Here is a 16,894-nt window from a genome sequence, read left to right on the forward strand (position 1 = left end):
AGCCTGCCGGGGTTGGAAAGTGCCGCACATGCGGCTATTTGTAGGGGGTGCGGTTCCGCCATGGCGCCGCGTCCGATGTGGGTCGTTGCATGTCTTATCGAGTGATCGCCGTTGCCGCCGCGTTGTGCGGTTGGTCAGCGGCTGGAACGGCCAGTGCGGCCGATGCCATCTCCGCCGCACCGTTGCCGGGGCTGGGCGCACCGCGTATCGGTCTGGTCGAAGCACTGGCGCGGCAGGCGCCGTCGCTGGATCGCCAGGTGCTGGCCCTGGCGGCCGAGGCGCTGCAATGCGCGCGGCAGCGCCAGCAGGTGGGCGCCGAACGCGTGCTCAGCGTCATCGACTACAGCCGGCCGTCGACCGAGCGCCGGCTGTGGGTGTTCGATCTGGAGCGGCAGCGGCTGCTGTTCCAGGAATGGGTGGCGCACGGGCGTAATACCGGCAACAACCTGGCGGCCAAGTTTTCCAACGACGACGGCAGTTTCCAGTCCAGCCTGGGCGCGTTCACCGCGCAGGAGTCGTACACCGGCCACAACGGCTATTCGTTACGGCTGAAGGGCCTGGAGCCCGGGTTCAACGACCATGCGCGCGACCGCGCGATCGTGATCCACGGCGCGCCCTATGTCAGCGAGGCGGTGATCCGCACGCAGGGCCGGCTTGGCCGCAGCCTGGGCTGCCCGGCGGTGCGTCCGGCGGTGGCCCGACAGTTGATCGATACCTTGCGTGAGGGCGCCTTCGTATTCGCCTACTACCCGGACCGGGCCTGGCTGCGGCAATCGCGGTTGCTGGGCGGCGGCTGCGGCGCGTCGGTGGCGAGCGCGAATCTGGGCGGTCGCTGAGTCGTTGTAGGCGGCGCGGGCGGTGACGATCGCGCGAGCGGCCTGGAGTGCCGGCATCGCGTTCGAATCTGCGGGTCAGTCACGCGCGGCGATGCTTGCTGTCTGCGCGACGCGCAAAGCAAAGCTTGGTCGATGGCCTGGTGCGGACGGGCGCGCAAACATCCGAAATTGTTGATGCCAACATCCGCACCACTTGCGCCTATGGGTGCGTGCGCTCGCTGGTTACATCGGTCCTGTTGGCCGTCGCGTCTCAGACGGTATCGCCCGCCAGGCTGCGCAGCGCCGCGTAATCCAGGATCTGCACCAGATGCAATTGCGGCAGCGCGATCAGCTGCTGTTGCCGCAGCTTGGTGAAGGTGCGGCTCACCGTTTCCACGGTCAGCCCGAGGTGGTCGGCGATATCGCTGCGGCTCATCGGCAGGGCGACGGTGTCGCCGCTGGCGCCGGGCTGGGTGGAGCGGGCGGCCAGTCGCAGCAGGAAGTGCGCCAGCCGTTCGCCCGGTTGCAGGCGCGCCAGCAGCAGGCCGGTGTCCTGCGCGGCGGCCAGCTCCATGCTGGCACGCTGCAGCAGCTTGCGTTCCAGCTGCGGGTAGCGCTCGCGCAACTGGCGCATCTGTGCCAGCGGCGTGCGGCAGACCCGGCTGTCGATGATGGCTTCGATATCGTGGCGGTGCTGCGGGGTTTCGGTCAGCCCCACGTAATCGCCCGGCAGCACGAAGCCGGTGACCTGGCGGCGGCCGTCGGCCAGCGTGCGCACCATGCGCAGCGCACCGGAGGTCAGCGTATAGACGTGGTGGCGGGTGTCACCGGCGCGCACCAGGGTGCTGCCGGGCGCGTACGACTGGGCGCTGGTGGCCTGGTCGAGTGCGTCCATTTCCTGCGGCGACAGCGCCGCGCAGATGGCCCGGCCGCGGACCGCACACTGTGCGCAGTCGGAGCCGCGCGCATCGGTGCGCGTGGCCGCGCCGGGCGCCGGGCAGGTCGTGCTGGGGTCTGGAAGCTGCCGGTACATGAGTCACGCACTGCTGGAATGCGTGTGAATGATACGCCATGCGGTCAGCGCGGCCGGCAGCCGGTAGAATTGCGCGTTCGCCACATTGCCCTGCAGGAGTTTCGCTCGTGATCAAGCCCCGTACGCCGCCCGGCATCATGGAATTGCTGCCGCGCGAGCAGATCGCGTTCCAGCGCATGCTGGACGTCATCCGCCGCAACTACGAGCGGTTCGGGTTCCTGCCGGTCGAAACCCCGGTGTTCGAGCTGTCCGATGTGTTGCTGACCAAGTCCGGCGGCGAGACCGAGCGCCAGGTCTACTTCGTGCAGTCCACCGGCGCGCTGGCCAATGCCGCCGCGGCGGCAGACGAGGGCGGCGAGGGCGGCCTGCCGGAGCTGGCACTGCGTTTCGACCTGACCGTGCCGCTGGCCCGCTACGTGGCCGAGCACGAGCACGACTTGAGCTTCCCGTTCCGCCGCTACCAGATGCAGCGCGTGTATCGCGGCGAGCGTGCCCAGCGCGGGCGGTTCCGCGAGTTCTACCAGTGCGACATCGACGTGATCGGCAAGGATGCGTTGAGCATCCGCTACGACGCCGAAGTGCTGGCGGTGATCCACGCGGTGTTCGCCGAGCTGGGCATCGGCGCGTTCAAGGTGCAGTTGAACAACCGCAAGCTGTTGCGCGGCTTCTTCGAAAGCCTGGGCGTGGCCGAGGGCGAGCTGCAGCTGGCGGTGTTGCGCGAGGTCGACAAGATCGACAAGCGCGGCGCCGATTACGTGCGCGACACGCTGGTGGGCGAAGGCTTCGGCATCGCCGCCGCGCAGGTCGACAAGATCCTGGCCTTCGTGGCGGTGCGCTCGAACGGGCATGCCGATGCGCTGGCACAGCTGCAGGCGCTGGAGGCCTCGGTCGCTGCGAGCGCGACGCTGGGCGAGGGCATTGCCGAGCTGCGCGAGGTGCTGGAACTGGTCAAGGCGCTGGGCGTGCCCGAGAGCGCGTACTGCCTGAACTTCTCGATCGCGCGCGGGCTGGACTACTACACCGGCACCGTCTACGAGACCACGCTGACCGACCACCCGCAGATCGGCTCGATCTGCTCGGGCGGCCGTTACGAAAGCCTGGCCAGCCACTACACCAAGTCCAAGTTGCCCGGCGTGGGCATCTCGATCGGCCTGACCCGGCTGTTCTGGCAGCTGCGCGAGGCCGGCCTGATCCAGGGCATCGCCGAGAGCAGCGTGCACGCGATGGTCGCGCTGATGGACGAGTCGCGCCTGGACGACGCGCTGGATATCGCGCGCCGGCTGCGCATCGGCGGCATCAATACCGAAGTGCAGATGGAGCCGAAGAAGATCGGCAAGCAGTTCCAGTACGCCGCACGCGCGGGCATCCGCTTCGTGGTGCTGGCCGGCGACGACGAGCTGGCGCGCGGGGTGGTGGCGGTCAAGGACCTGGTGCGCGAGCAGCAGTTCGATGTGGCCCGCGACGAGCTAGCCAGCACCTTGCTGGTGGAGCTGGAGCAGGCCAGGGCGATGCTGGTGGCTGGTAACGTCAACGGCGATTGACGCCTCCGAAAGCAGCGCGATGGCGTCGCCAGGGTGGTAAAGATGGGTAGCGGCGCTCACCCCTGCCAAAGCATGCACAGGCCCACTGGCACCTCGGTGTCGGTGGGTTTGTCGTTTCTGGTCCGCCGCCACGGTCCGGGACTTCTCTGAACGCTTCGCCCATCGGGCTTGTCTCAGGGTCTGCCTTTGCGTTAATGTGCTAACACGCTATTACATTAACGCAATGAAACAACGACCTGCCCCCCGCGAAAGTGCCGATGCCGCCGCCTCCCTCAAGATGCTGGCCGATGCGCTGGCGTGCCTGAAGGAACCCGGCGCGGTCGAGGCCTTTCTGCGCGACCTGTGCACGCCCGCCGAGCTGGAGGCCATGTCCGACCGCTGGCGGGTGGTGCCCTTGTTGATCAAGGGCGTGCCGTATCGCGAAATCCACGAGCTGACCCAGGTCAGCGTGACCACCATCGGGCGCGTTGCGCGCACCCTGGAACATGGCGCCGGCGGCTATGCCGAGGCCCTGCGCGAGCAATCGTCGCGCCCTGTCAAATCCCACTGAGAGAACAAGATGAGTGCTTCCACGGCAGCACCGGCACGTGACCGGTTGCGTATCGCCATCCAGAAGAGCGGCCGCCTGGCCGAACCGGCGCGCAGCCTGCTGGCGGCCTGCGGGCTGAGCTGGCGGCAGAGCCGCGACAAGCTGTTCTGCTACGGCGAATCGCTGCCGGTGGACCTGCTGCTGGTGCGCGATGACGACATCCCCGGCCTGATCGCCGATGGCGTCTGCGATCTGGGCATCGTCGGCCAGAACGAACTCGAAGAGCAGGCATCCGAGCGACGCCGCAACGGCCTGCCGGCCGCGTATCACGCGGTGCGCGGAGTCGGTTTCGGCCAGTGCCGGTTGATGCTCGCGGTGCCGGAAGAGTGGGACTGGCAGGGCGTGGCGCAACTGGCCGGCAAGCGCATCGCCACCAGCTACCCGTCAATCCTGGCCGACTGGCTGGAGCGCCAGGGCATCGACGCGGCGGTGGTGGAGCTGTCCGGCTCGGTGGAGATCGCCCCGCGCCTGGGCACCGCCGATCTGATTTGCGATCTGGTTTCCAGCGGCGCCACCCTGGCCGCCAACCAGCTCAAGCCGGTCGAGCTGGTGATGGAGAGCGAAGCAGTGCTGGCCGGTGCGGTGCGCGAGCCGGCCGACGCACGCGCCGCGCTGCTGGCGATGCTGTTGCGGCGCATGGACGGTGTGCTCAAGCTGCGCGACAGCAAGCTGCTGATGTTCCGCGCTGAACACGGCAACGTGGATGCGCTGCGCCGTCTGCTGCCCGATGCCGAGCCGCTGGTGCAACTGCCCGACGATGGCAACGGCGCGTTGCGCCTGCAGACCATGTGTCATGGCGCGGTGACCTGGCAACGCTTGGAAGAACTCGAACGCGCAGGTGCGCAAGGTCTGATGGTGTTGACGGTGGAGCGCTCGCTGGCATGAATATTCTCGATTGGTCGCAACTGGATGCCGCTGCGCGGACGCAGGCATTGACCCGCCCGGTGCAGACCGTGGCCACGCAGACGCGCGACGCGGTGGCTGCATTGATTGCCGATGTGCGCACACGCGGCGATGCCGCCTTGCGCGAGATCACCGCGCGTTTCGATGGCGTGGCGCTGGACAGCTTTGCCGTGAGCGAGGCCGAATTCGCTGCCGCCGAAGCGGCGGTGGCGCCGGAACTGCGTCAGGCCATGCAGGATGCGGTGGCGCGCATCGACACCTTCCACCGCGCCGGCATGAGCGACGGCTATGCGGTGGAAACCGCGCCGGGCGTGGTGTGCGAAAAGATCGTGCGGCCGATCGGCCGGGTCGGCCTGTACGTGCCGGCCGGCAGTGCGCCGTTGCCGTCGACTGCGCTGATGCTGGGCGTGCCGGCACGTCTGGCCGGATGCCGCGAGGTGGTGTTGTGCACGCCGCCACGCAAGGACGGCAGCGTGGACCCGGCGGTACTGGTCGCCGCGCAGCTGACCGGCGTGCGCCGGGTGTTCAAGCTCGGCGGTGCGCAGGCGATTGCGGCAATGGCGTATGGCAGCGAATCGGTTCCGAGTTGCGACAAGCTGTTCGGCCCGGGCAACAGCTTCGTCACCGAGGCCAAGCAGCAGGTGGCGCAGTCCGGCGCGGCGGCCATCGACATGCCGGCCGGTCCGTCCGAAGTGCTGGTGATCGCTGATGCCGGTGCGCAGCCGGCCTTCGTTGCCGCCGATCTGCTGTCGCAGGCCGAACACGGCCCGGATTCGCAGGTGCTGCTGTTGTCCGACAGCGATGCGCTGATCGCGGCGGTGCAAGTGGAACTGGACACCCAGTCGGCGCAACTGTCGCGCGCCGGGATCGCACGCCAGGCGCTGGCGCAATCGCGCCTGATCAAGGTGCAGACCCTGGACGAGGCGTTTGCGATCAGCAACCGCTATGCACCTGAGCATTTGATTCTCGCGTTGCGCGAGCCGCGTGCGTGGCTGAGCCAGGTCGAAGCGGCTGGCTCGGTGTTTCTCGGCGATTACACGCCCGAAGCGTTGGGCGATTACTGCAGCGGCACCAACCATGTGTTGCCGACCAGCGGCGCGGCGCGCGCCTACAGCGGCGTGAGCGTGGCCAGCTTCCAGAACATGGTCAGCGTGCAGGCCGCCAGCAAGGCCGGCATCGACGGCATCGGCGCATGCGCGCTGATTCTGGCGCGCGCCGAAGGCCTGGATGCGCACGCCAATGCAGTGGCATTGCGCATGGGAGTGGCAGCATGAGCACGTCTTCGATTCTGGAACTGGTGCGCGAGGACCTGCGTGCGTTCGCCGGCTATTCGTCGGCACGCACCAGCGCTTTGCAGGGCGATGTGTGGCTCAACGCCAACGAGTCGGCCTGGGGCAATCCGGCCGACCCCGGCGCAAGCACGCGGCGGTATCCGGATCCGCAACCCAAGGGCTTGCGCAGTGCACTGGCGGCGCTGTACGGCTGCACGCCCGAGCAGCTGTTGATCGGCCGCGGCAGCGACGAGGCGATCGATCTGCTGGTGCGCGGCCTGTGCGCCCCCGGGCGCGATGCGGTGGTGGTGACGCCGCCGGTGTTCGGCATGTACGCAGTGTGCGCACGCCTGCAGAACGCACCCCTGGTCGAGGTGCCGCTGGTGGACGGGCCTGCGGGTTTCCACGCGGATATCCCGGCGATCGTCGCGGCAGCGCTGGCCTCGCAGGCCAAGCTGGTGTTCCTGTGTTCGCCGTCCAACCCGGCGGGCTCGGCGATTGCCCTGGACGCGATCGAAACCGCCGTGCAGGCCCTGCAGGGCAAAGCGCTGGTGGTGGTCGACGAGGCCTACGGCGAATTCTCCGATGTGCCATCGGCTGTGAGCCTGCTTGCGCGCTACGACAATCTGGCGGTGTTGCGCACGCTGTCCAAGGCGCATGCGCTGGCAGCGGCGCGCATCGGCAGCCTGATCGCCAACGCCGAGCTGATCGCCCTGCTGCGGCGCTGCCAGGCGCCGTACCCGGTGCCGACGCCGTGCGCGGCAATGGCCGAGCAGGCCTTGTCGGCGCCTGCGCTGGAGGTCACGCGTCGGCGCATCGCCGAGGTGCGCAGCGAGCGCACGCGCGTGCACCAGGCGCTCGAGCAGCTTGCCGGTGTGCGTCAGGTGTATCCCTCGCAGGGCAACTTCCTGCTGGTGCGCTTCGACGATGCCGAGGCGGCATTCCAGGCGCTGCTGGAGGCCGGTGTGGTGGTACGCGACCAACGCGCGGTTGCGCAGCTGTCCGACGCGCTGCGCATCACCCTGGGCACGCCCGAACAGAACGAGCGCGTGCTGAGCGCGCTGCAACGCAAGCAGGAGGCCGCCGCATGACCCCGATTCTTTTCGTCGACCGCGACGGCACGCTGATCACCGAGCCGGCCGATTACCAGATCGACGCCTACGAAAAACTGCGCCTGGTCGACAACGTGATTCCGGCGATGCTCAAGTTGCGCGATGCCGGCTATCAGTTCGTCATCGTCAGCAACCAGGACGGGCTGGGCAGCGACAGCTATCCGCGCGCGTCCTTCGATGGCCCCAACAACCTGATGCTGCAGATCTTCGCCAGCCAGGGCATCGTGTTCCGCGAGGTGTTGATCGACTGCAGCTGGCCGGCCGACAACGCGCCCACACGCAAACCCGGCGTCGGCCTGATGGTGCCTTACCTGCAGGACCGCACGATCGACTGGGCACGCTCGGCAATGGTGGGCGACCGCATCACCGACATCCAGTTCGCGCAGAACCTCAATATCCGTGGCTTCCAGTTGCGCACCGACGAGTTCGGTGGCGAGTGGGACTGGCCCGGCATCGCGCACGAGCTGGCCGATGCGCCAAGGCGTGCGGTGGTTCAACGCAACACCAAGGAAACAAAGATCCGCGTCGAACTGGATCTGGACCGCGTGGCCGAGCCGAAGACCGCCACCGGCCTGCCGTTCTTCGATCACATGCTGGAACAGATCGGCAAGCACGGCGGTTTTGCGCTGGACATCCGCGCTGAAGGCGACCTGCACATCGACGAGCACCACACCATCGAAGACACCGGTCTGGCGCTGGGCCAAGCCTTGCGCGAAGCGCTGGGCGACAAGCGCGGCATCGGCCGTTACGGCTTCGATCCCGACGACAGCCCGTGGCGCGTGGCCGGTGACACCGCGCAGCATGGCTTCACGCTGCCGATGGACGAAACCATCGCCAGTGCCGCGCTGGATTTCAGTGGCCGGCCGTACTTCGTGTTCGAAGGCGAGTTCAAACGCGAACGTGTGGGCGACATGCCGACCGAACTGGTGCCGCATTTCTTCCGTTCGATCTGCGATGCCTCCGGTTTGAACCTGCACCTAAGCGTGCGCGGCGAAAACGATCACCACAAGGTCGAAGCCTGCTTCAAGGCCCTGGCACGTGCGTTGCGCCAGGCGATCCGTCGCGAAGGCACCGCGTTGCCCACCACCAAGGGTGCGCTATGACCGATGTCGCGTTGATCGATGCCGGCGGCGCCAACCTGGGCTCGGTGCGCTACGCGCTGGAGCGGCTGGGCGTGGAAGCGCGGCTGGTACGCGATGCAGCCGGGTTGCAGGGCGCGCAGCGGGTGATCCTGCCTGGCGTCGGCGCTGCGCCCGAAGCGATGTCGCGCCTGCGCGCACAGGGCCTGGTCGAGCCGTTGCGACAACTGCAGGTGCCGCTGATCGGCATCTGCTTAGGGATGCAATTGCTGTTCGAACATTCCGAAGAAGGCGATGTCGATTGCCTAGGCTTGCTGCCGGGCATCGTGCGTCACATGACGCCGGCGCTCGGCATTCGCGTACCGCATATGGGTTGGAATCAGCTGGTGCCGATGCGCGCGTCCGCGCTGCTGGACGGCCTGCCGGAGCGTGCCAGTGCGTATTTCGTGCATGGTTATGCCGCGCCGGTGACGGCCGACACCGTGGCCGCCTGCGATCACGGCGGTCTGTTCACGGCGGTGGTGCAGCAAGGCCTGCGCTGCGGCGCGCAGTTCCACCCCGAGCGTTCGGCCGAAACCGGTGCACGCATCCTGCGCAATTTTCTTGAGATGAGCTTCCCATGAGTTTCACCGTTTACCCGGCCCTGGATATCCGCAACGGTCGCGTGGTGCGCCTGCTGCAAGGCGACTACGCACGCGAAACGCAGTACGGCGACGATGTGCTGCCGCGCGCGCAGGCGTTTGCCGATGCCGGCGCGCAGTGGATGCATCTGGTCGATCTGGATGCGGCAAAGGCCGGTGGTTACACGCTGGCCACCACACTGGGCGAGATCGCACGTGCCACCGGCTTGCGGGTGCAGACCGGTGGTGGCGTGCGCTCACGCGAGGACGTGGCGCGCATCCTCGATGCCGGCGCCGCACGCGTGGTGATCGGCTCGTTGGCGGTGCGCCAGGCCGACAGCGTTATCGAATGGCTGCAGGAATTTGGCGCCGATCGGTTGACCATCGCGCTGGACACGCGCCAGGACGCCGACGGCATATGGCAGTTGCCGGTGCACGGCTGGACCGAGCCCGCCGAGGCCACGCTGGATCAGTTGGCCGTACGTTACGCGCAGGCCGGCCTGCAGCATCTGCTTTGCACCGACATCGCGCGCGACGGCATGCTGTCCGGCCCGAACATGGATTTGTACGCGCACCTGCGCACGCTGGCGCCGCAGTTGCAGGTGCAGGTGTCCGGTGGTGCGCGCAACCTGGCCGATGTCGCGGCCGCCAAGGCTGCCGGCTGCGCCGGCATCGTGCTCGGCAAGGCCTTGCTGGAAGGGCATCTGGCGTTGAAGGAGGCACTGGCATGCTGAGCCGCCGTATCATTCCGTGCCTGGACGTGCGCGACGGGCGCGTGGTCAAGGGCGTCAAGTTCCGCGACCACATCGACATGGGCGACATCGTCGAACTGGCGCTGCGCTACCGCGAGCAGGGCGCAGACGAACTGGTGTTCTACGACATCGGTGCCAGCCCGGAAGGGCGCTCGGTCGACTACACCTGGGTCGAGCGGGTGGCGCGGCTGATCGATATCCCGTTCTGCGTAGCCGGCGGCATCGGCAATGTGGAAACCGCGCGCGCGGTGCTGCATGCCGGTGCCGACAAGATTTCGATCAACTCGCCGGCGCTTGGCAGGCCGCAGTTGATCTCCGAGCTGGCCGATGCCTTCGGCGTGCAATGCGTGGTGGTCGGTGTCGACTCGATTCGTGAGGACGATGGGCAGTGGAGGGTGCGTCGCTATACCGGCGACCCGAGCAAGACCCAGGCCTTGCCGATGCGCACGCTGGACTGGGTGGCCGAAGCGCAGCGCCTGGGTGCGGGCGAGATCGTGCTCAACTGCATGGACAACGACGGCGTGCGGCGCGGCTACGACATCGCGCAATTGCGTCAGGTGCGTGCACTTTGCAGCGTGCCGTTGATCGCCTCCGGCGGTGCTGGCGAGATGCAGCATTTTGCCAACGTGTTCGACCAGGCCGATGTCGATGGCGCGCTGGCGGCCAGCGTGTTTCACAGCGGCGCGATTCCGATCCCGGCACTCAAGCAATTTTTGCGCGCGCAACAGATCGAGGTACGTGATGGGCAGTAACGAGACGGCAGCGGGCGACGCGCTCGCCGCGCTGGACTGGAGCAAGGGCGAGGGCCTGTTGCCGGTGGTCGTGCAGGACGCCGACAACCTGCGCGTGCTGATGCTGGGCTACATGAACGCCGAAGCGCTGGCGGTGACGCAGCAGCGTGGCGAAGTGACCTTCTTCAGCCGCAGCAAGCAGCGCCTGTGGACCAAGGGCGAGAGCTCGGGCAACGTGTTGCGGGTGGTGTCGATCGAGACCGATTGCGATGCCGACACGCTGCTGGTACAGGCACGCCCGCACGGGCCGACCTGCCATCTGGGCCGCACCAGCTGTTTCCCGGGCGCGCCTGGCCAGTTCCTCGGCAGCCTGGACGCCTTGATCGCCAGGCGCGAGCAGGAGCGCCCGCATGGCAGCTACACCACCAAGCTGTTCGAACAGGGCATCCGCCGCATTGCGCAGAAGGTGGGCGAGGAGGGCGTGGAAACCGCCTTGGCCGGCGTGGTGCAGGGCGATGCCGAGTTGCTCGGCGAGTCTGCCGATCTGCTGTATCACCTAATCGTGCTGCTGCGTGCGCGCGGCCTGGGCCTGGGCGATGCGGTGGCGCTGCTGGAGTCGCGGCACAAGTAACGTAGTCATGTAGGAGCGCACCCGGGCGCGACGCGTTAGGGGTAAGGCCCGTCGCGCCCGGGTGCGCTCCTACGGGGCACGTGTCGGCGTGTCTTTGGCGCCGTGCGCCTGGCGAGGGCGGGTACAATTTCCGCTGATCTTCGCGCGGGAAAACGCATGCAGCTTCGCTTCGCTCTGTTGGCCCTGGGTGTGCTCGCGGGAAGCGCCTACGCGCGCGATGCCGTGGTCGATGGCACCGTCTACGAAGAACGCGACGGGCGTGCCGGGCGCAGCGCCGATGAGCCCGGCATTGCCGATGTAGCGGTCTCCAACGGCGAGCAACTGGTGCGTACCGATGCGCAAGGCCGCTATCGCCTGCCGGTGCGTGACGGGCAGACGGTGTTCGTGATCAAACCGGGCGAGCGCAGCTTCGTGCCAGCCGCCGACGGACTGCCGGGTTTCTGGCGTCACTACGCGCCCAAGGGCTCGGCCAAGCGCAAGTATCCAGGCATCGCCGCAACCGGGCGCAATACGCAGCACTGGGATTTTGCGCTGACCCCGCGCGCCAGTGCCGGCAAGGAAGGCTTCCAGATGCTGGTGTTTGCCGACAGCCAGACCGCCAGTCTGACCGACGTGGGCTACTACCAGCGCGATATCGTGGCACCGATCGTCGGCAAGACCTCGGCCAGGCTGGGCACCACGTTGGGCGATATCGTCAGCGACGATCTGAGCCTGTACCCGGCCCTGAACAAGGTGACCACCCAGCTCGGCGTGCCGTGGTTCCATGTGCCGGGCAATCACGATCTCAACGTCGACGCCGGCGACGATGCGCATTCGCTCGACAGCTGGCGTGCCGTCTACGGCCCGGACACCTATGCAGTGGAAGAGGCCAACGTCAGCTTCGTGTTCCTGGACGATGTGATCTATACGCCAGGCGGCAGACCGGCCTATGTAGGCGGCCTGCGCGAGGATCAGTTCGCGTTCCTGCAGGCCTATCTGGCGCAGCTGCCGCGCGAGCGGCTGCTGGTGCTGGGCATGCATATTCCGTTGTTCGACGCGGCGCCGGGGCAGGAGACCTTTCGGCATGCCGATCGTCGCCGCCTGTTCGCCTTGTTGAAGGATTTTCCGCATGTGCTGGTGCTCAGCGCACACAGCCATACCCAGCGACAGGTCGATCACGGCGCCGACGAAGGTTGGCAGGGCGCCCGCCCGCTGCACGAATACAACGTCGGCGCGGCCTGCGGGGCGTTCTGGTCCGGTGCCAAGGATGCCGACGGCATTCCCGACGCGACGATGAGCGACGGCACGCCGAACGGGTACGCGGTGCTGCAGGTCGCGCCCGGCGGCGACTACACGCTGGCCTATCACGTCGCGCGCTCGGTCGATGACGCGCAACTGCTGCTGCACGCGCCCAAGGTGCTGCGCCAGGGTGCGTATGCGGCCTGGGGCATCTACGCCAATGTCTTCATGGGCCAGGACAACACCCTCGTCGAGATGCGCATCGACAATGGCGCGTGGCAACCGATGAAGCGGGTGGAGCGTGCCGATCCGCGCCTGCTGGCCGAGAACGTGGGCGACGATGCGGCCGAGCAATTGCGCGGCTACGACCGCTCGCCCGAGGCCACGCCGTCCACGCATCTATGGCGTGGTGCGCTGCCGACCACGCTGGAAGTGGGCGAGCACACGGTGGATGTACGCGCATCGCTGCCGACCGGGCAGTACAGCGCACGCACGGTGTATCGCTTGCAGCGCGCCGATCCCTGACGGGGAGGCGTGCGTAGTGCTGGGGGTTCTGGTGTGGAGCCCGTCGCGCATCAATGCGCTCCTACGGTGATTGGTTGTTGGTTCGTTGACGCTTGAACCTTATCGCCGGAAACACAAACGCCTCCACGAGGGAGGCGTTTTGGGATCCGGGCTGGCAGGCGATGGCGCGCTGGCGGGATCGATGCTGGCTGGCGTGAGCTGGCTGGCAGGGCGAGTGTAGCGAGGCTGCGCAGGCGTTGACGAAATGAGAATTAGTCTCAGCGCGTGGCAATCTTCATGGCGTCGCGGGTGCCGGCACGGGCGACGGTTTGCGCGGGCTGGCCGGTGCGGCCGGCACCTTGACCTTGGTCGGGTTGTCCAGCGACCTGCTATCGGGATCGGCTTCCGGATCCTGGTCCTGCCCGGCATCCGGAGCGGTCTCCAGCGGCGGATACGGGTAGGCCACGGCCGGGCCTACCTGTAGTCCCGCACGCCAGCGTGCCAGCACCGGCGCGATGCGCTTGCCGAGTGATTGCTGCGGCAACGACGGCAGTTCGCCTTCCTGCTTCTCGCGCGCGGTGATCGCTGTCCTGGCCATATCGAACGCGGCCAGCGGGTCGTCGCTGCGGTTCATCGCATCGATCAGCCAGGCCTGGCCGAAGTAGGTTGCATTGGAGGTGTTGCCGCAGCCGAACGAGGGCCGGTCGGCGCGCGCGGCGGTGAGGATCAGCGTGTCCGGCGAACGCAGCGCCGGAATGAAGCCACCCGAGTAGCACGCCGACAGCACGATGATGCGATTGCCGATGCCGGCATCGTCCAATGCCTGGCGCAGATCCTGCGGGCTGATGAAGTCTTCCTCGTTCTGGTCCACCTGCACGTACAGCGTGTGGTCTTCGGTGCCATGGGTGGTGACGAACAGCAGCAGCGCGTCTTCCTTGCGATCCATGCGCTTGCCGATTGCGGCGAGCGTGTCGTACAGGTTGTCATAGGTTGCCAGCGGTGCGTACGGCTGCTCGCCCAGATTGTCGGGGTTGTTGACCAGCGTCACCACGCGGCCGCGCGCATCGAAGCGTTGTTCGAACAGTTGCCTGAGGTAGAGCGTCTCGTTGCGAAACACATCGTCGCTGGCATCGCCGGCGAAGCCGACCACATACAGGTCGGTCACCCCAGGACGCTGTGGCTGCAGCGCGTTCAATGCCTGCGCAAGCGCCGCCTGGTCGACCGGGTCGACCTCATCCTTGCCTGCCGCCGCCTGCTTGGGCAGTGCGGCACCGGCATCGGGGTGACAGCCGGCCATCAAGGCCACGATGAGGATCAACAAGGAGAGTCGCCGCAACAAGGCGTTCGGTCCGAAGGGGGAGTGCAGCGACATGACAAACGCCGAGGTCTGGGAGGACGGGTGGAGCGCCTGGGCGCAGTGATCGCAACGCAGGCCACGACGTTGCACAACGTCCATCGATCCGCTTCAAGCACATCTTGCAGAACACGTTGCCTGCAGCAGGCCTTGCCTGCCAAGTCTCGCCACTGCGCATCGTCGATGTCGGCTGACCCACGCCTGCAACCGCGCCGCGAGCGCGCCGTCAGGCAGGTGCGGACGGCGCGCTTGAACCTCAATACATCAGTAGCGCATGCAACGCCGAGTAACGACTGCGCTCACCCAAGGATGAGCGCAGCGGGCTTGCCGATCGCGCTTACAGCGCCAGCTCGGTGAAACTTTCCACGCGCTGGTGGCTGCCGATCTCGTCGGCCGAGCGTGGGGTGGGGTAGTCCTCAAGGCGGTCCAGCAGCGCGGTAGGCATGCCGGCACGCTTGGCGGCGTCCAGCTCTTCGATCACGTCCGACAGGAACAGGATCTCGCCCGGCGGCACGCCGATGCGTTCGGCGATGCGGCGGTAGCTGGCGCTCTCGCGCTTGGGGCCGACCTCGGTATCGAACCAGTCGCTGATCAGCCCGCTCAGGTCGCCGGCATCGCTATGGGCGAAGAACAACTTCTGCGCCGGCACCGAGCCGGACGAATACACGTACAGCGGAATGCCGGCCGCATGCCAGGCCTGCAGCTGGATCGCCGCATCGGCATAGATGTGCGCGGTGAAGTCGGCGGTCTTGTAGCCGTCGCTCCAGATCATCCCCTGCAGCGCCTTGAGTGCGGTGTGCTTGCGATCCTCGTCGATCCAGGTCTGCAGGGTGCTGACCAGGACTTCGTCCGGCACGTCCTCGCCGATCTCGTCGGCCACCTGGTTGAGCCAGTGCCGCACCTGCGGGTGACCGCCGTGCTCCTGCACGTAGGCCGGCATGGCGCGGCGCGCATACGGAAACAACACGTCCTTGACGAACGAGATGCTGCTGGTGGTGCCTTCGATATCGGTGAGGATCGCTTGCGGTCGTGTCATCGTCAGCTGGCCTTTGGAGGTTTCTCGGGGGCGTAGCGGGGGAATTGTTGGGCAATCTCGGTGCCGGTGAAGTGGCCTACCCAGCCATCAGGCTCGGTGAAGAAGCGGATCGCCACAAAGTGCGGCTCCGGCCCCATGTCGAACCAGTGCAGGGTGCTGTCAGGCACGGCGATCAGGTCGTCCTTCACGCATTCGATCTCGTAGACCTTGTTGTCCACGTGCAGCGTGAACTGGCCCGAGCCGGCGACGAAGAAGCGCACCTCGTCTTCCTTGTGGAAGTGCTCGTCCAGGAATTTGGCGCGCATTTCCTCGCGCTTGGGATTGTCAGGCGCGATGCTGACCACATCGACGGTCTTCAGCCCGCGCTCGGCGCTGAGCCGCTCGATATCCTCGCGGTAGGCCGCCATCACCTGCTCGGGTGATGCACCCGGCTCGATCGGCTGATTGGCCTTCCAGCGCTCGAAGGTCACGCCGATCTTGCTCAGCTCGGCGGCAATCTGCTCGCCGTCGCGGCTATCGAGCTGCGGCAGGTTGGGATCGGAATCGTTGTAGATGCGAAGTCGGCTCATGGCGATCTGGCTCACAAGGGAAGGGGGAGGTGGCGAGGACTCAGCGCGGGCCGCGCAGCTTCAGCAGTTCGAGTTCGCAATGCAGCAGGAATTCGAAGGCCTCCAGGTGACGGCGCGCCTCGGCCATGTTGCGGCCCCAGGCATACAGACCATGTCCTTCGATGAGATACCCCCACAGGCTCTGTTTGTCCAGCAGGGCCTCGACCTGCGCGGCCAGCACCTGCATGTCCTGCGTATTGGCGAACACCGGCACGTCCACTGCCGTTTCATGTGTGGTGTTGCCTTCGAAGGCTTTCAACAGCTCATAGCCCTCCAGCCGGATCATGCCGCTGCCGGCGTACAGTCGCGAGGCAATGGTCTGCACCGGCGAATGCGTGTGCAGCACGCAGCCGATCTCGGGGAAGCGGCGATACAGCTGGGTGTGCAGCAGCGTTTCCGCAGACGGGCGTAACGGACGGCCAACCGCCAGGCCATCGAAGTCCACCACCATGATGTCTTCTTCGACCAGGCGGCCCTTGTCGCGGCCGGACACGGTGATCGCCGCGTGCTGTTCGTCCAGGCGATGGGAGAAATTGCTGCTGGTGGCCGGCGTCCAGCCGGCCTGGGCCAGCTCGCGGATATTGCCGATCAGCAGGTGCGCTAGCTCGTGCAGACGCGCGGCGCTATAGGGCAGGGGGGCAGTGGTCGCATTCATGGACCTATTCTACTGCCCCGCCGGATTACGGTCAGGTGCAGCGCAGCAGGGTTTTGTTCCTGCCAGGCCCGTACCCAGATCGGCCTACTAAACGTGAGGAGCGCGCGCTTGGCAGAGGTCAAATGCCTAGCTGGTCGGGAGCGCGGTGCCCTCACCACTTGCGGGACACGCCGTGAATCCGTCCATGGAGGCTCCTTGGCGGCATCCATGCCGCCAAGGGTCCCGCAACCGGCGAGGGCACCGCACCAGGAAGCTGATCGGTGGTCGTATGAAAAGCCGCTTGTCGCCCCCGTGTCGCACCTCGAGCCGGCGCATCAGTGTCGAACAAAGCGCACTACGCACGGCGGTTACTGCTCTTCAACTGTGCACACCGATCATCCCGATTGGTCCTTGCCCGCCCACCGTCGCGGGACCTTACGCGGCATGGATGCCGCGTAAGAGC

At 66.9% G+C, this 16,894-nt stretch carries 17 protein-coding genes; 12 read left to right on the forward strand and 5 right to left on the reverse strand.

What is annotated here, in order from left to right; all coding sequences use genetic code 11:
- The first annotated feature begins 89 nt into the window (after positions 1-89).
- Positions 90-836, forward strand: coding sequence for a murein L,D-transpeptidase catalytic domain family protein (locus tag DGN21_RS09085; protein ID WP_126966358.1), 747 nt, complete (start codon positions 90-92; stop codon positions 834-836).
- Positions 837-1,086: 250 nt separating this feature from the next.
- On the opposite strand, the gene DGN21_RS09090 is transcribed toward DGN21_RS09085, so the two are convergent.
- Positions 1,087-1,710, reverse strand: coding sequence for a helix-turn-helix domain-containing protein (locus DGN21_RS09090; RefSeq protein ID WP_054592468.1), 624 nt, complete (start codon positions 1,708-1,710; stop codon positions 1,087-1,089).
- Between the two features lie 245 nt (positions 1,711-1,955).
- Here DGN21_RS09090 and hisS point away from each other — a divergent pair, with 245 nt between their 5' ends.
- The 11 genes from hisS (at position 1,956) to DGN21_RS09145 (ending at position 12,820) form a co-directional block, all read left to right on the forward strand.
- Positions 1,956-3,389, forward strand: coding sequence for a histidine--tRNA ligase (hisS, locus tag DGN21_RS09095; RefSeq protein ID WP_104595543.1), 1,434 nt, complete (start codon positions 1,956-1,958; stop codon positions 3,387-3,389).
- Between the two features lie 223 nt (positions 3,390-3,612).
- Positions 3,613-3,939, forward strand: a complete 327-nt coding sequence (locus DGN21_RS09100) for a YerC/YecD family TrpR-related protein (RefSeq protein ID WP_126966357.1) — start codon at positions 3,613-3,615, stop codon at positions 3,937-3,939.
- Positions 3,940-3,948: 9 nt separating this feature from the next.
- Positions 3,949-4,863 carry an ATP phosphoribosyltransferase gene (hisG, locus tag DGN21_RS09105; RefSeq protein WP_024937748.1) on the forward strand — a complete coding sequence of 305 codons (915 nt, stop codon included), beginning with the start codon at positions 3,949-3,951 and terminating at the stop codon, positions 4,861-4,863.
- The gene (gene hisD / locus DGN21_RS09110; RefSeq protein WP_126966356.1) at positions 4,860-6,155 is read left to right on the forward strand and encodes a histidinol dehydrogenase; all 1,296 of its coding nucleotides are present in this window, start codon (positions 4,860-4,862) and stop codon (positions 6,153-6,155) included. Before hisG ends, hisD begins: the two co-directional genes overlap by 4 nt.
- On the forward strand, positions 6,152-7,243 hold the full coding sequence (hisC, locus tag DGN21_RS09115) for a histidinol-phosphate transaminase (protein WP_126966355.1): 1,092 nt from the start codon (positions 6,152-6,154) through the stop codon (positions 7,241-7,243). The genes hisD and hisC overlap by 4 nt, the downstream gene beginning before the upstream one ends.
- On the forward strand, positions 7,240-8,367 hold the full coding sequence (hisB, locus tag DGN21_RS09120) for a bifunctional histidinol-phosphatase/imidazoleglycerol-phosphate dehydratase HisB (protein WP_024937745.1): 1,128 nt from the start codon (positions 7,240-7,242) through the stop codon (positions 8,365-8,367). Before hisC ends, hisB begins: the two co-directional genes overlap by 4 nt.
- Positions 8,364-8,966 (forward strand): imidazole glycerol phosphate synthase subunit HisH, encoded by a 603-nt coding sequence (hisH, locus tag DGN21_RS09125; protein ID WP_039521347.1) that lies wholly within the window; start codon positions 8,364-8,366, stop codon positions 8,964-8,966. The genes hisB and hisH overlap by 4 nt, the downstream gene beginning before the upstream one ends.
- A complete protein-coding gene (gene hisA, locus DGN21_RS09130; RefSeq protein ID WP_126966354.1) occupies positions 8,963-9,697 on the forward strand; it encodes a 1-(5-phosphoribosyl)-5-[(5-phosphoribosylamino)methylideneamino]imidazole-4-carboxamide isomerase in 735 nt (244 codons plus the stop codon). Before hisH ends, hisA begins: the two co-directional genes overlap by 4 nt.
- Complete coding sequence (hisF, locus tag DGN21_RS09135) at positions 9,691-10,467, forward strand: imidazole glycerol phosphate synthase subunit HisF (RefSeq protein WP_126966353.1); 777 nt, start codon at positions 9,691-9,693, stop codon at positions 10,465-10,467. Before hisA ends, hisF begins: the two co-directional genes overlap by 7 nt.
- On the forward strand, positions 10,457-11,077 hold the full coding sequence (gene hisIE / locus DGN21_RS09140) for a bifunctional phosphoribosyl-AMP cyclohydrolase/phosphoribosyl-ATP diphosphatase HisIE (protein WP_046342441.1): 621 nt from the start codon (positions 10,457-10,459) through the stop codon (positions 11,075-11,077). Before hisF ends, hisIE begins: the two co-directional genes overlap by 11 nt.
- 156 nt (positions 11,078-11,233) lie before the next feature.
- The gene (locus tag DGN21_RS09145) at positions 11,234-12,820 is read left to right on the forward strand and encodes a calcineurin-like phosphoesterase C-terminal domain-containing protein (protein WP_184578234.1); all 1,587 of its coding nucleotides are present in this window, start codon (positions 11,234-11,236) and stop codon (positions 12,818-12,820) included.
- A 274-nt stretch (positions 12,821-13,094) separates the two neighbouring features.
- Here DGN21_RS09145 and DGN21_RS09150 read toward each other — a convergent pair whose 3' ends face one another.
- The 4 genes from DGN21_RS09150 to DGN21_RS09165 all read right to left on the reverse strand — a co-directional run bounded on the left by DGN21_RS09150 (position 13,095) and on the right by DGN21_RS09165 (position 16,452).
- Positions 13,095-14,171 (reverse strand): C13 family peptidase, encoded by a 1,077-nt coding sequence (locus tag DGN21_RS09150; RefSeq protein ID WP_126966351.1) that lies wholly within the window; start codon positions 14,169-14,171, stop codon positions 13,095-13,097.
- A gap of 319 nt (positions 14,172-14,490) precedes the next feature.
- Complete coding sequence (gene mtnC / locus DGN21_RS09155) at positions 14,491-15,189, reverse strand: acireductone synthase (protein ID WP_126966350.1); 699 nt, start codon at positions 15,187-15,189, stop codon at positions 14,491-14,493.
- A gap of 2 nt (positions 15,190-15,191) precedes the next feature.
- Entirely contained in the window at positions 15,192-15,758 is a 567-nt protein-coding gene (locus DGN21_RS09160; RefSeq protein WP_024937737.1) for an acireductone dioxygenase, read from the reverse strand.
- A gap of 40 nt (positions 15,759-15,798) precedes the next feature.
- Positions 15,799-16,452 (reverse strand): methylthioribulose 1-phosphate dehydratase, encoded by a 654-nt coding sequence (locus DGN21_RS09165; protein ID WP_016904399.1) that lies wholly within the window; start codon positions 16,450-16,452, stop codon positions 15,799-15,801.
- Positions 16,453-16,894: the final 442 nt, after the last annotated feature.

The sequence above is a fragment of the Xanthomonas sp. MLO165 genome (assembly GCF_018831305.1).
GTDB classification, from domain to species: domain Bacteria; phylum Pseudomonadota; class Gammaproteobacteria; order Xanthomonadales; family Xanthomonadaceae; genus Xanthomonas; species Xanthomonas arboricola.